This window comes from Mesorhizobium sp. WSM3862 (assembly GCF_002294985.1).
GTDB lineage: Bacteria > Pseudomonadota > Alphaproteobacteria > Rhizobiales > Rhizobiaceae > Mesorhizobium.
In genome coordinates, this window is the sequence record NZ_NSGE01000010.1 from 84,896 (window position 1) to 98,256 (window position 13,361).

Consider the following 13,361-nt stretch of genomic DNA (forward strand, 5'->3'; position numbering starts at 1 on the left):
TAACGCTGGCTGCGGAGAGGTTCATATGAAGCAGGCAGAACCCATCGTCATCCATTAAGGGAGCGGCAGGCGGGATCGGCCGTGCGCTAGTCGATATCGCCTCCGCCATGTGCGGCCTTGCCCACGCTGCGCGCCAGCCAGGTCGGAAGCTGCGGCGCTACCGCGACCAGCTCGCTGAAGGCACCCGGCGGGAGTTTCCGCTTCAGTGTCTGGAGGGCGGCTTCAGCCTTCTCCGGCCCAAGCCAAGCCAACGCTCGCACTGCCTCGCCAGCGGGCCGATGCGCCATGGCGAGCTGCCAACGAGGCGCGTGGCGAAGCTCGACGACCTGCTTGCCGAGGCTCATCTTCCGGGTGCGGCCGGAAGTCAGATAGACCGACCGGACCGGCACCTGTGTCGTGAGACCGAGGATGTTGGCGGCAGCGGCCCCACTCGGGACGATGATCTCCCCGCTCTGGCTGGCAAGCGCCTCGACCGCTTGCTCCACGGAGGGAGCCCGGATGCCGAACCTGCTCGTGACCGGAAGGACATAGACGCCGCGACCCGCCCGGATCAACTGCGTCCGCTCTGCTAGACGCGACAATGCCTGATCCACCGCGGCGCGATTCCCGAGGTGAAGCAAGCTCTTAGCTGCGACCGGCGTGCCCTCTGGCAGCCCTTTCGCGTGGGCAAGAATCTGTTCGGTCAACCTTCTCATAGCCATGCTCCTGTCAAATTTGATTTTTTGACAGCTTTCAAGGCGTGATGGTGCCTCGTTCCATGGGTGCCCTCTCTGTCTTGGTCGATTCTGGCAATCACTAAACTGGCACATCGCCATGGCGTCGGGAGGGGGCTCCATCAGATTTTGACATTTTGCTTCTTTCCGGCCTCTGCGGCCGACGTCTCACTCATCGCCATCCGACATCTGCTGTCGCCTTTGTCAGGTCCGCCACACAAGTTCATTTAGCCAATTTAATATTTTTGCCAAATGTTAAATAGCTGGAAAGCAAACATAAAATTTCTTCTTCGATCCAACAGGCCGAATTGGCACGAGTTTTGAGACGATCGGTGCGAGGCGCCGGGTTCTGCCGACCGGACTTCAAGTCGGATAGCCGCTATGGATGGAAAGAAGGAAGGAAAGCAACATGTCAGGTCTGCGTCAGATCGCATTCTATGGAAAGGGAGGCATCGGCAAGTCCACCACCTCTCAAAATACGCTCGCCGCTCTGGTCGACCTCGGACAGAAGATCCTCATCGTCGGCTGCGACCCCAAAGCCGACTCTACCCGCCTGATCCTGAACGCAAAGGCGCAGGATACGGTTCTGCATCTCGCCGCCGAGGAAGGTTCTGTGGAGGACCTCGAACTCGAGGACGTGCTCAAGATCGGCTACAAAGACATCAAGTGCGTGGAGTCCGGCGGCCCCGAGCCGGGTGTCGGCTGCGCCGGCCGCGGCGTCATCACCTCGATCAACTTCCTCGAGGAGAACGGCGCCTATGACAATGTCGACTATGTCTCTTACGACGTGCTGGGCGACGTGGTGTGCGGCGGCTTCGCGATGCCGATCCGCGAAAACAAGGCCCAGGAAATCTACATCGTCATGTCCGGCGAGATGATGGCGCTCTATGCCGCCAACAACATCGCCAAGGGTATCCTGAAATACGCCCATTCGGGCGGCGTGCGGCTCGGCGGGCTGATCTGCAACGAGCGCCAGACCGACCGCGAGCTCGACCTCTCCGAGGCGCTGGCCGCCAGGCTCAATTCCAAGCTCATCCACTTCGTGCCGCGCGACAACATCGTCCAGCACGCCGAACTGAGGAAGATGACCGTTATCCAATATGCGCCGGACTCCAAACAGGCAGGGGAGTACCGCGCGTTGGCGCAGAAGATCCATCTCAATTCGGGTCAGGGCACCATCCCGACCCCAATCACCATGGAAGAGCTCGAGGACATGCTGCTCGACTTCGGCATCATGAAGAGTGACGAGCAGATGCTTGCGGAGCTTCAGGCCAAGGAAGCGACATTGGCCGTCGCTCAGTAGCGGACCCTACCCGACAGGGGCGCCGACCGTGATCTGGCGCCCCTTTCTACGAAACAAGGCCTCGTTGGCGAGGCGTTACCCGAACCTTGAAAGGGGCAGGTCCCATGGGCCTCGACTATGAGAATGACGGCGCTTTGCATGCGAAGCTTATCGAAGACGTGCTGTCGCAATATCCAGACAAGGCGGCGAAGCGTCGCAAGAAGCACCTCAGTGTCGCAATGAGCAAGGACGAGGCCACAGCGGAGGACAAGGGCCTTTCCGAATGCGACGTCAAATCGAACATCAAATCCATTCCGGGCGTGATGACAATCCGCGGCTGCGCCTATGCCGGCTCCAAGGGCGTGGTGTGGGGTCCGGTCAAGGATATGGTCCACGTCTCGCACGGGCCGGTCGGCTGTGGGCAATATTCCTGGTCGCAACGCCGCAACTATTACGTCGGCACGACGGGCATCGACACGTTCGTGACAATGCAGTTCACCTCCGACTTCCAGGAGAAGGACATCGTTTTCGGCGGCGACAAGAAGCTGGAAAAGATCATCGACGAGATCGAGGACCTGTTTCCGCTCAATGGCGGCATCTCGGTTCAGTCGGAATGCCCAATCGGCCTGATCGGGGACGATATCGAGGCAGTGTCGCGCAAGAAGGCCAAGGAGCACGAAAAGACGATTGTACCGGTGCGCTGCGAAGGTTTCCGCGGCGTTTCACAATCGCTCGGTCACCACATTGCAAATGATGCGATCCGCGATTGGGTCTTCGATAAGAAAGATGGCAAGTTCGAGTCCGGCCCATATGACGTCAACGTCGTCGGCGACTACAACATTGGCGGCGATGCGTGGGCGTCGCGAATCCTGCTTGAGGAGATTGGGCTTCGGGTGGTCGGCAACTGGTCGGGCGACGCCACGCTCGCCGAGATAGAGCGCGCGCCCAAGGCCAAACTCAATTTGATCCACTGCTACCGGTCGATGAACTACATCTGCCGGCACATGGAGGAAAAGTACGGCATCGCTTGGATGGAATACAATTTCTTCGGCCCCTCCCAGATCGAAGCCTCCCTGCGCAACATCGCCAAGCATTTCGGCCCGCAAATCGAGGAGAAGACCGAAAAGGTCATCGCCAAGTACCGGCCCTTGGTCGATGCCGTCACAGCCAAGTACCGACCGCGACTCGAAGGCAGTACGGTGATGCTCTATGTCGGCGGCCTGCGCCCCCGTCACGTCATCACTGCCTATGAGGACCTCGGCATGGTGATCGTTGGCACCGGCTACGAATTCGCACACAACGACGACTATCAGCGCACCGGCCATTACGTGAAGAATGGCACGCTCGTCTATGACGACGTCACCGGGTACGAGCTGGAGAAGTTCATCGAAGGCATCCGCCCTAATCTCGTTGGCTCCGGTATCAAGGAGAAGTACCCGGTGCAGAAGATGGGCATCCCGTTCCGCCAAATGCACTCCTGGGACTATTCCGGCCCGTATCACGGCTATGACGGCTTCGCCATTTTCGCCCGCGACATGGATTTGGCCATCAACAACCCGGTCTGGGGTCTCTACCGCGCGCCGTGGAAGAAGATAAAGGACGCGCCGCCGACGGCGGTCGCCGCCGAATGAGGACTTGGCCTCCCTGCCAGGCAGAGAGGCCGACAAATACTTTGGGCACTCGATCCACGCGGAGGCCCTTAGCGTCTTGATGTCCCTGTGCTGTCGCTTGGCGCGGCCAGATGGAAAAGGTAACCACCATGCCGCAATCGGCCGAAAAAGTTCTCGACCATGCTCCCCTGTTCCGCGAGCCGGAATACAGACAAATGCTTGCCGAGAAGAAACTGAATTTTGAATGCCCGCACCCTGATCAGATCGTCACCGACCAACGCGAATTGACCAAGACTTGGGAATACCGCGAAAAGAACCTCGCTCGCGAGGCGCTTGTCATAAACCCCGCCAAGGCATGCCAGCCGCTCGGCGCGGTGTTCGCGGCCGCGGGCTTCGAGCGGACCATGTCTTTCGTCCATGGTAGCCAGGGCTGCGTTGCTTACTACCGCTCGCATCTGTCGCGACATTTCAAGGAGCCTTCGTCAGCGGTTTCCTCCTCGATGACCGAGGACGCGGCAGTGTTTGGCGGCCTGAAGAACATGGTCGACGGGCTCGCCAATACCTACAAGCTCTACGACCCCAAGATGATTGCCGTCTCGACCACCTGCATGGCTGAAGTCATTGGCGACGACCTGCGCAGCTTCATCGAGAACGCCAAGAACGAAGGCTCTGTCCCGGGCGACTTCGACGTGCCTTTCGCTCATACGCCGGCCTTCGTCGGCAGCCATGTCGATGGCTATGACGGCATGGTGAAGGGCGTGCTGGAGCATTTCTGGAAGGGCAGCGAGCGCTCGCAACTTACTGGCACCATCAACATCATTCCAGGCTTCGACGGATTCTGCGTCGGAAACAACCGGGAACTCAAGCGCCTTCTCGACCTGATGGGTGTCACCTATACCTTCATTCAGGACGCTTCCGACCAGTTCGACACGCCGTCGGACGGCGAATACCGCATGTATGACGGAGGCACAAAAATCGCAGACGTGAAAGGGGCACTCAACGCGGAGGCGACACTGTCGCTGCAGCGTTACAACACCCGCAAGACGCTGGAACATTGCGACGAGGTCGGGCAGGCGACGGCGTCCTTCCATTATCCGCTAGGTGTCCAGGCGACTGACGAATTCCTGATGAAGGTCTCGGCGATTTCCGGCAAGGAGATCCCCGAGACAATCCGGATGGAGCGCGGCCGACTGGTTGACGCCATGGCCGACAGCCAGTCATGGCTGCACGGTAAGAAGTACGCAATCTATGGGGATCCGGACTTCGTCTACGCCATGGCCCGCTTCGTCATGGAGACCGGCGGCGAGCCGACACATTGCCTCGCGACCAACGGCACCTCGGCCTGGGAGGCCGAGATGAAGGAATTGCTTGCATCCTCGCCTTTCGGCCAGGATACCCAGGTCTGGGCGGGCAAGGATCTCTGGGCAATGCGCTCGCTGCTCTTTACAGAGCCGGTCGACCTGCTGATCGGCAATTCCTATGGCAAGTATCTGGAGCGCGATACCGGCACGCCGTTGATCCGGCTGACGTTTCCAATCTTCGACCGGCACCATCACCATCGCTTTGCGCTGATGGGCTACCAGGGCGGTTTACGCGTGCTGACGACGATCCTCGACAAGATATTCGACAAGCTCGATCGCGAGTCGAGCGAGACTGGCGTGACGGATTATTCCTATGACCTCACCCGCTAAGAGCCGGTGCCGGCTTTTCGCCGTGGCCGCCCATCGCCCAATGGACTTCGTAGACTGACGCAATGACCCCGCTCAGTGCCAAGATCCAGGATGTTTTCGACGAGCCCGCCTGCGATAAAAACCGCAGCAAGGATGCCAAGGCGCGCAAGGAGGGCTGCTCGAAGCCGCTGACCCCCGGGGCGGCGGCCGGCGGCTGCGCCTTTGACGGCGCCAAGATCGTCCTGCAGCCGATCACCGACGTTGCGCACCTGGTCCATGCACCCCTCGCCTGTGAGGGCAATTCCTGGGACAACAGAGGCGCAGCTTCGTCCGGGCCAACCCTGTGGCGGACAAGCTTCACGACCGACCTTACCGAGCTCGACGTCGTGATGGGGCAGGGCGAGCGGAAGCTGTTCAAAGCGATCCGCCAGATCAAGGAAACGTATGCGCCGCCGGCAATCTTCGTCTATTCGACTTGCGTGACGGCGCTGATCGGCGACGACATTGATGCCGTGTGCAGGCGCGCGGCCGAAAAATTCGGCTTGGCCGTGGTGCCGATCAATGCGCCTGGCTTGGCCGGCTCCAAGAACCTCGGCAACAAACTCGCCGCCGAAGCGCTGCTCGATCATGTCATCGGCATGGTGGAACCAGACGACGCCGGGCCCTACGACATAAACATCCTTGGCGAATTCAACCTTTCCGGCGAATTTTGGCTGGTGAAGCCGCTGCTTGATCGGCTCGGCATCCGGGTGCGCGCCTGCATCCCGGGCGATGCGCGTTACATCGACGTTGCATCCGCGCACCGCGCCCGGGCGGCTATGATGGTGTGCTCAAGCGCACTCATCAATCTGGCCCGCAAGATGGAGGAGCGCTGGGACATCCCGTTCTTCGAGGGCTCCTTCTACGGCATAACCGACACGTCGGAAGCACTTCGCAAGCTTGCGGAGCTGCTGGTGAGGAAGGGCGCCGATGCGGAGATCCTCGATCGCACAGACACGCTGATTGCTGAGCAGGAGGCGATTGCCTGGAAGAAGCTCGAGGCCTACCGCCGGCGGCTGCAAGGCAAGCGCGTGCTGCTCAACACAGGCGGTGTGAAGTCCTGGTCAGTCGTCCACGCGCTGATGGAGATCGGCATGGAGATCGTCGGCACCTCGGTCAAGAAATCCACCGTCGAAGACAAGGAACGGATCAAACGCATCCTCAAGGACGAAAACCACGTATTCGAGCAGATGGCGGCGCGCGATCTTTACGCCATGCTCTCAGAAGGCAAGGCTGACATCATGTTGTCGGGCGGGCGCACGCAATTCATCGCCCTGAAGGCCAAGACACCCTGGCTCGATATCAACCAGGAGCGACAACATCCTTATGCCGGCTATGACGGCATGGTGGAACTTGTACGGCAGATCGACCTCGCCATTCACAACCCGATCTGGGGCCAGGTGCGGGAGCCGGCGCCGTGGGATTGCCAGCCTGCCGTGAAGGACGATCTGGCGAGCACGAAGAACGGAACCGGGACTGTGAACGCTCTCGATGAATTCGCCGGCGCGACGGCTCAGCGCTTAGGCGAGCGTTGAGGAAATCCGATGGTCCGCATCCTTCGCAATACCAAATCAGCGGCGGTCAACCCGCTGAAGTCGTCACAGCCGCTGGGTGCCGCCTTCGCTTTTCTTGGAGTCGACGGTGCGATGCCCCTGTTCCACGGCAGCCAAGGCTGCACCAGCTTCGCGCTCGTGCTCTTCGTGCGGCATTTCAAGGAAGCGATCCCCTTGCAGACAACGGCGATGGACGAGGTGAACACCATACTCGGCGGAGCGGACCATCTGGAAGAGGCGATCCTTAACCTCAAAATTCGCACTAAGCCAAAGCTGATAGGAGTTTGCACGACCGCGCTGGTCGAGACCCGTGGCGAAGATTGCGCGAGTGATATCGCCAACGTCAAGCTGAAGCACGTGGAAGAGCTCGCGGGGACGGAGGTCGTGCTGGCCAACACGCCTGATTTTGACGGCGCGATCGAAGACGGCTGGGCCAAGGCTGTCGCGGCGATGATCGAAGGGATTACACGGTCGGGCGCACGGACCAGGCAACCGAAGAAGATCGCAATCCTGCCCGGATGCAACCTCACTGTCGCTGACGTTGAGCATTTGCGTGACATGGTTGAAAGTTTTGGCCTCAAGCCGATCATCCTGCCGGACGTCTCCGGCTCGCTCGACGGTACGGTCCCTGACCGCTGGGTAACGACTACCTATGGCGGCACCAGCGTTGAAGAAATCCGCGAGCTTGGCACAGCCGCGCAATGCATCGTCATCGGCGAGCACATGCGCCACCCGGCGAAAATGCTGCACGGGTTGACCGGCGTGCCTTACGTGGTGTTGCAGTCGCTGACCGGATTGAAGGCTGTCGACCGGTTCGTCTCGGTGCTGTCGGCGGTTTCGGGCGCGGCGGTGCCGACCCGGGTGCGCCGTCGCCGGGCGCAATTGCAGGATGCTTTGCTCGACGGACATTTTCATTTCGGAGGCAAGAAAATTGCAATCGCTGCTGAACCAGACCAACTCTATCAGCTCGCAACCTTCTTCGCCGGCATGGGCTCCAAAATCGCGGCGGCGGTCACGACGACCGATATGTCGAAGATTCTGGAAAAAGTACCGGCGGAGTGGGTTCAGATCGGCGATCTCGGCGATTTGGAAGCTCTTGCCGCGGGCGCGGATCTTCTCGTTACTCACTCCCACGGTCGCCAGGCTTCGCAACGCCTTGGCATTCCGCTCATGCGCGTCGGCTTCCCGATCTTCGATCGGCTCGGCAGCCAGCACAAGCTCACAATCCTCTATCAGGGGACCCGCGACCTGATCTTCGAGGTTGCCAACATCTTCCAGGCCAATCAGCACGCGCCGACGCCTGAGGCGCTTGATTCATTCCGGAAACGAGAAATGCCAGATGAGCTCCGTTCGTCGCCTCTCACTCGTCACTGACGAGGTTCGCGCACCGATGGCTGAACGACGAGCAGGCGCATTGCGCGTGGCAATCGCCACGCATGACATGAAGGGTCTCAATGCCCATTTCGGGTCGGCCAGGCGCTTTGCTGTCTACGACGTGACGCGCGAGGAGTGGCATCTCGTGGAAGCCGTGGCCTTCGATGACGTTTCCGATGAGAGCGGAAAGCGTCGGACCGAGGGCGATGACCGCATCACGCCGAAGGTGGAGGCGCTGAAGGGCTGCCATCTGCTGTTTTGTCTGGCCATCGGCGGGCCTTCGGCAGCCAAGGTTGTTTCTGCCAAAATCCATCCGATCAAGGTGCCGCAGCCACAAACGATCCAAGAGGTGCTGTTGCGCACGCAGATGATGCTGAGGACATGTCCTCCGCCCTGGCTGCGCAAGGTGCTGGCCGACGCTGGCGTCGCCGAAAAGAAACCCTCCTTCGAGGACGAGGACTGAAACGAGGAAAGAGCAAAATGTTTGAAGTCGCGATCAGCCCTGCTGCCGATGATGACGAGGCAGCCCTTGCCAGCCCGTTCGTCAAATGCCTCGTGCGATTGATCCGTGCTCAGGATTCGCACGGGTCCTGGGACGGCAAAGCGGACGCCGAGTTGCTGGCCGACTTCATCGTCAGCAAGGAACAGCGCCGTGCGATTCCGATCATCGGCGATCCCGATCCGGACGTGCTGTGGAGACTCGACAAGTTCTACACTGCGGTCGCCCTTGCGATCGAGGAGCGCTCCAGCCTGATGGCATCGCCGATGATCGAAATGAGCCACGAGGGCTTCGGGCGCGTGCTTTTCACCGCAGGGCGGCTGGTCGTCCTGTCCAAGACCCTGCGCGACGTCCATCGGTTCGGCTTCGAGACGTTCTGCAAACTCGCCGCAGCCGGTACGAAACTGGTCGACGATGCGATCGCAGCCATCGAGGCCTATCCCGAGGTGGCGCGGGCATGAAACCCATTTTCGAGCAAGAGGATCATGTCAGGCCTTGAGGAGCCGCGACGGCCAGCCGACGCGTTCGAGGCCAATATGGTTCTCGGGGTAGCGCTGATGAAGCCACGCGTCCTGATCTGTTCGCAAGATGCAGAGTTCTATCTATTCCTCAGCCACATACTGGAGGTGGACGGCTTCGTCAGTGAGCCGGCAGGCGGCGCCAAGGAGGCGCTTGCAAAGGCCGACGAACGGGAATTCCAGGCCGTCGTGCTGGACTGCGGTCCAACAAGCCTTACCGGGTCCGCAATCTGCGCCCGGCTCAAGCGAGAGCCCCGGACCGGGGGCGTGCCAATCATTGCCCTGATCGCGCCCGGCGCAGAGAACCAGCACCTGGATCTATTGAAGGCAGGCATCGACGAGAACTTTGTGCGGCCGATCGCGCCGGCCAAGTTGCTCGACTGTTTGCGGTCGAAGCTGGGGCTGGCGAAGCCGGGTTCAAACGGGGTTGAAAACGGCAGCTGGCTTTCTTTTGGCAACGTTAAGATGAATCTCGATGCCCGCCGGGTTTGCGGCAATGGCCATGACATTCATCTCGGACCGATCGAGTTCAACTTGCTGCGGCATTTGCTCGAGACTCCCGGCAAGGTCTTCAGCCGGGACGAGATGATCGGCGCGGCCTGGCCGGCCAATATCCATGTCGGTGAACGGACCGTCGATGTCCACATCAGTCGGCTCAGAAGGGCGCTGGAGACGGCCTCGACCGATATCGTCATCCGTACAGTGAGGTCGTCCGGCTACTCGCTCGAGAAGCTGGACGGCTGAATCAAGTCCCGGGTGTGGTGCCACTCCCTTTTCCTCGCGCTTTGAGCCGGTCTTGCGGCCTGAAACGCCGTGAACGAATACTCAGGAAGAAGCAGGAAATGGCCTATAGAACCGTACTCTGTTTGACCGGCGCTGACTATTCCGATCAGGACGTCAGAACTGCTGCCGGCTTGTGTGCGGAAATCGGCGCTCATCTTTCCGCACTGATTATACCCCCTCCGACGCTCCTTATGTGGCATCGGATCGGAGATGGTGTCCTCGAGTGGCCGGTAGGAATCGATCGATTTGCACAGGACGCGGTCAGGCTGGAAAAGCGCTCCAGCGATATCCAGAAACTGCTGGAATCTATGTCGCTCACCTATGACGTTGACACCGTCTATTGCGATCCGGCCAGCCTCGGTGAAGTAGCACGACAGCGGGCGCTCTGCGCCGACCTCACGATCATCGGACCAGGGCTCCTCAACGACGAGAATCTCGGACCTCCTGTGGTCAACGGCTGCTTGTTCGATACGGGAAAACCGGTGCTCGTTGTGCCGAAGGGTGCTGAGGCGACGCTGTGGCCACGACGTGTCCTGGTCGGTTGGGATTCGCGAGTCGAGGCGTCCCGTGCGGTTCGCGAAGCGCTGGGTCTGCTATGCGTTGCTGAGGAAGTTCGTGTCGCCCTGGTCGATCCGAAGGCCAACTACAACGGGAACGGGGCGGAGCCCGGAGCCGACATCGCTGCCTATCTCACCCGGCACGGTGCTCGGGTGTCGGTTGATCTACTGCCAGGTGCCGGCAAATCGGCGGCCACGGTGCTTGCGCAGCACGCAATCGACATTTCTGCCGACATGATAGTCATGGGCGCCTATGGCAGCCGTCGGCTGCGTGAGCGGCTCTTTGGCGGTGTGACCAGATGGATCTTTGACAAGCCGACATTGCGGCTGTTTTTGGCCCGATGACGGTTCCGAAGCCGCACCGATGCCGTTCGAAGCTTCACTGTGCCTGTGACATTCGCAATGCCCAATGCGGGTCGCTGCGAACATTCCGCTGAGTTGGAAAACACTCCCACAGGAGCAAGATAAGTGGAGCTCTTTTGCATTGGTATCGGTGCTGGCCCATCCACTTTAAGCCTTTGCGTGTCAGATACACGAAGAGATTGCGCAAGGGGCACTGTTCCTGGATCGGCAGGTCGATTTCCGCTGGCACCAAAGAGCGCAATGGATGAGGCTAAGCGGCGGCGGTGTTCGAACAATATCGTCACCGACGCGGGGCGGCTTAATCTGCTGGTGCCCCGCCTGCTCGACCTGGCGCGCCGAAAATCTCGCGCCAGTAGCGAAAGCAGGTCGATTGGTGCCGGGCTGGCACTGCTGCAGGCCCAGGACAGGCCGGCACTTCGGGTCGAGGCCGGCGGAGAGACCGGCCTGCGCATGTCGGGCGAGAATGCGGCGATCTGCTCGCCAATCTCATCGACAATTCGGCGAGGCATGGCGCCACGCTGGTTTCAATCACAGCGGCGACGGGGACGGCAAGGCCATTGTCCTGGTGAGCGACGAGGGCGGCGGTATTTCGCCCAGCAACCGGACCGGCATTTTCCGAGCCATCTGCACCACACGACGCGATTTCGGCGCCACCGGCATGCCTGTCTCGGCATCGTGCTGGCCCTCCTGAGAGCGCATGGTGGCATGAACCGCCTAGTTGAGCGCGCTACGCGCTTCGAGATCATCGTGCCGGTTATTTGAATGGAGCACGCCTTTCCGAAAACCGGCTTTCGGGATCATGCTCTAGAACTGGAGAAGCGAAAAAATGCTCTACGACATCGCCATCATCGGAGGAGCCATCGTCGGCTCCTCGATCGCTTACTATCTGCGCGAGGAAGGGTTTTCCGGCTCGGTCGCGCTGGTCGAGCGCGACCCGCAATTTGCTCATGCGGCAACGACGCTGTCCTGCGCTTCGATCCGCCAGCAGTTTTCGATTCCCGAAAACATCCGCCTGTCGCAGTTCACGCTGAAACTGTTCCGGCGGCTGAGGGAAACTTTTGGCGCCGACGCCGATATCGGCTTCCGCGAAGGCGGCTATTTGATCCTTGCCGGCGACAACGGATTGCCGATCCTCAAGGCCAACCACGAGACGCAGATGGCCGCGGGCGCCGACATCGTCCTTGAGGATGCGGAGGCGCTCGTCCGCCGCTTTCCATGGCTGTCGGCCGAGGGCATCACCGCCGGCGCCTATGGCCGCAGCGGAGAGGGCTGGTTCGACGCGCATGCTATGCTGATGCTGTTTCGCAAGGCTCTGCGGGAGAAGAAGATCGATTTCATCACGGCCGATGTGACCGGCATCGAACGGCAAGGCGACAGTGTTACCGGGGTAAGCCTCGACAATGGCGAGCGGCTCGACGCGGGCATCGTCGTCAACGCCGCCGGGCCGAATGCCGGCAAAGTTTCAGCAATGGCCGGACTGGCGCTGCCAGTGGAACCGCGCAAGCGCAATGTCTTCATCTTCGAGGCACGCGACAAATATGACGATATGCCGCTGCTGGTCGATACGACCGGCATCTACGTCAGACCGGAAGGCTCGGTCTACATCACCGGCGGCGCCGAGCCGGAAGAGGGCGACGGCCCTGCTGATCCTGCCGATTTCGAGCCCGACTGGCCGCTGTTCAAAGAGGTGATCTGGCCGGTGCTGGCCACCCGCATTCCAGCCTTCGAGGCGATCAAACCGACGCGCGCCTGGGCCGGCCATTACGACTACAACACGCTCGACCAGAACGCGGTGATCGGCCCGCATCCTCAGGTCAGGAATTTTCTCTTCGCCAACGGTTTTTCCGGCCACGGCCTGCAGCAGGCGCCGGCCGTCGGCAAGGCGCTGGCCGAGCTGATCGTGCACGGCGGCTACCGCACGGTGGATTGCTCGGCGTTTGGGTACAGCCGCGTCGCGGAGGGGCGGGCGTTCAGGGAATTGAATGTGATCTAACACTGGCGGGACAGCACCCCCCCTCTGCCCTGCAGCATAATGCTGCGGAATGGCAACGCACCATACTTGGGCACAGGGCCCCGAGCCGACGCCATCGCGCCAATCGGCGTCGTCACGTTCGAGATTCAGCACCGGCTGCTCGGCGCTTTTACGCTCGCATATGCGCCGGCATGCCGCTCGCGATCGATGACTCATTTGCCGACGAGGGCTGCTCGTTCCACGAAAAAGCGATAAGCGCGAGATTAATGGGCAACCTCGTCGGGACCGAAAAGAGCGCTAAACCGGGTTGCTAGATCAATCCAGGGTGCCGCGTCGCCTCTCTCTGAAGCTATTCGAACGACCGCCGCCAGATAGCCGGTAAAAGCCATTCAGTCTGAGGGCGCGTTGCTCTGAGAGGTAGTCAATAG

General features: G+C 60.6%; 12 protein-coding genes. 11 read left to right on the forward strand and 1 reads right to left on the reverse strand.

The window, feature by feature from the left end; translation table 11 throughout:
- Nucleotides 1–86 precede the first annotated feature (86 nt).
- Nucleotides 87–695, reverse strand: a complete 609-nt coding sequence (locus tag CK224_RS25510; protein WP_095783678.1) for a DUF6088 family protein — start codon at nucleotides 693–695, stop codon at nucleotides 87–89.
- 427 nt (nucleotides 696–1,122) lie between these two features.
- On the opposite strand from CK224_RS25510, the gene nifH reads away from it, so the two are divergent.
- From nifH to CK224_RS25565, 11 genes are all read left to right on the forward strand, one after another.
- A complete protein-coding gene (gene nifH / locus CK224_RS25515; RefSeq protein WP_095783679.1) occupies nucleotides 1,123–2,016 on the forward strand; it encodes a nitrogenase iron protein in 894 nt (297 codons plus the stop codon).
- 104 nt (nucleotides 2,017–2,120) lie between these two features.
- A complete protein-coding gene (gene nifD, locus CK224_RS25520) occupies nucleotides 2,121–3,626 on the forward strand; it encodes a nitrogenase molybdenum-iron protein alpha chain (RefSeq protein ID WP_095783680.1) in 1,506 nt (501 codons plus the stop codon).
- Nucleotides 3,627–3,754: 128 nt separating this feature from the next.
- Nucleotides 3,755–5,296, forward strand: coding sequence for a nitrogenase molybdenum-iron protein subunit beta (gene nifK / locus CK224_RS25525; RefSeq protein WP_095783681.1), 1,542 nt, complete (start codon nucleotides 3,755–3,757; stop codon nucleotides 5,294–5,296).
- Nucleotides 5,297–5,358: 62 nt separating this feature from the next.
- Nucleotides 5,359–6,849 (forward strand): nitrogenase iron-molybdenum cofactor biosynthesis protein NifE, encoded by a 1,491-nt coding sequence (nifE, locus tag CK224_RS25530; protein WP_095783682.1) that lies wholly within the window; start codon nucleotides 5,359–5,361, stop codon nucleotides 6,847–6,849.
- A 9-nt stretch (nucleotides 6,850–6,858) separates the two neighbouring features.
- Nucleotides 6,859–8,241, forward strand: coding sequence for a nitrogenase iron-molybdenum cofactor biosynthesis protein NifN (gene nifN, locus CK224_RS25535; protein ID WP_095783683.1), 1,383 nt, complete (start codon nucleotides 6,859–6,861; stop codon nucleotides 8,239–8,241).
- Nucleotides 8,207–8,704, forward strand: a complete 498-nt coding sequence (gene nifX, locus CK224_RS25540) for a nitrogen fixation protein NifX (protein ID WP_095783684.1) — start codon at nucleotides 8,207–8,209, stop codon at nucleotides 8,702–8,704. The genes nifN and nifX overlap by 35 nt, the downstream gene beginning before the upstream one ends.
- A gap of 17 nt (nucleotides 8,705–8,721) precedes the next feature.
- Nucleotides 8,722–9,201: a NifX-associated nitrogen fixation protein gene (locus CK224_RS25545; RefSeq protein ID WP_095783685.1), complete on the forward strand. Its 480-nt coding sequence runs from the start codon at nucleotides 8,722–8,724 to the stop codon at nucleotides 9,199–9,201.
- A 75-nt stretch (nucleotides 9,202–9,276) separates the two neighbouring features.
- Nucleotides 9,277–10,002 (forward strand): response regulator transcription factor, encoded by a 726-nt coding sequence (locus CK224_RS25550; protein WP_280952281.1) that lies wholly within the window; start codon nucleotides 9,277–9,279, stop codon nucleotides 10,000–10,002.
- A gap of 98 nt (nucleotides 10,003–10,100) precedes the next feature.
- Complete coding sequence (locus CK224_RS25555; protein WP_095783687.1) at nucleotides 10,101–10,943, forward strand: universal stress protein; 843 nt, start codon at nucleotides 10,101–10,103, stop codon at nucleotides 10,941–10,943.
- A gap of 258 nt (nucleotides 10,944–11,201) precedes the next feature.
- On the forward strand, nucleotides 11,202–11,723 hold the full coding sequence (locus CK224_RS25560; protein WP_176478019.1) for a hypothetical protein: 522 nt from the start codon (nucleotides 11,202–11,204) through the stop codon (nucleotides 11,721–11,723).
- 64 nt (nucleotides 11,724–11,787) lie between these two features.
- Nucleotides 11,788–12,954: an FAD-binding oxidoreductase gene (locus CK224_RS25565; protein ID WP_095783688.1), complete on the forward strand. Its 1,167-nt coding sequence runs from the start codon at nucleotides 11,788–11,790 to the stop codon at nucleotides 12,952–12,954.
- Nucleotides 12,955–13,361 lie beyond the last annotated feature (407 nt).

Coding starts and splice junctions, on each gene's coding strand:
- CK224_RS25555 (WP_095783687.1), top strand. CDS start 10,101: ATGGCCTATAGAACCGTACTCTGTTTGACCGGCGCTGACTATTCCGAT.
- nifX (WP_095783684.1), top strand. CDS start 8,207: ATGAGCTCCGTTCGTCGCCTCTCACTCGTCACTGACGAGGTTCGCGCA.
- nifH (WP_095783679.1), top strand. CDS start 1,123: ATGTCAGGTCTGCGTCAGATCGCATTCTATGGAAAGGGAGGCATCGGC.
- CK224_RS25560 (WP_176478019.1), top strand. CDS start 11,202: ATGGATGAGGCTAAGCGGCGGCGGTGTTCGAACAATATCGTCACCGAC.
- CK224_RS25565 (WP_095783688.1), top strand. CDS start 11,788: ATGCTCTACGACATCGCCATCATCGGAGGAGCCATCGTCGGCTCCTCG.
- CK224_RS25545 (WP_095783685.1), top strand. CDS start 8,722: ATGTTTGAAGTCGCGATCAGCCCTGCTGCCGATGATGACGAGGCAGCC.
- nifE (WP_095783682.1), top strand. CDS start 5,359: ATGACCCCGCTCAGTGCCAAGATCCAGGATGTTTTCGACGAGCCCGCC.
- nifD (WP_095783680.1), top strand. CDS start 2,121: ATGGGCCTCGACTATGAGAATGACGGCGCTTTGCATGCGAAGCTTATC.
- nifK (WP_095783681.1), top strand. CDS start 3,755: ATGCCGCAATCGGCCGAAAAAGTTCTCGACCATGCTCCCCTGTTCCGC.
- CK224_RS25550 (WP_280952281.1), top strand. CDS start 9,277: ATGGTTCTCGGGGTAGCGCTGATGAAGCCACGCGTCCTGATCTGTTCG.
- nifN (WP_095783683.1), top strand. CDS start 6,859: ATGGTCCGCATCCTTCGCAATACCAAATCAGCGGCGGTCAACCCGCTG.
- CK224_RS25510 (WP_095783678.1), bottom strand. CDS start 695: ATGAGAAGGTTGACCGAACAGATTCTTGCCCACGCGAAAGGGCTGCCA.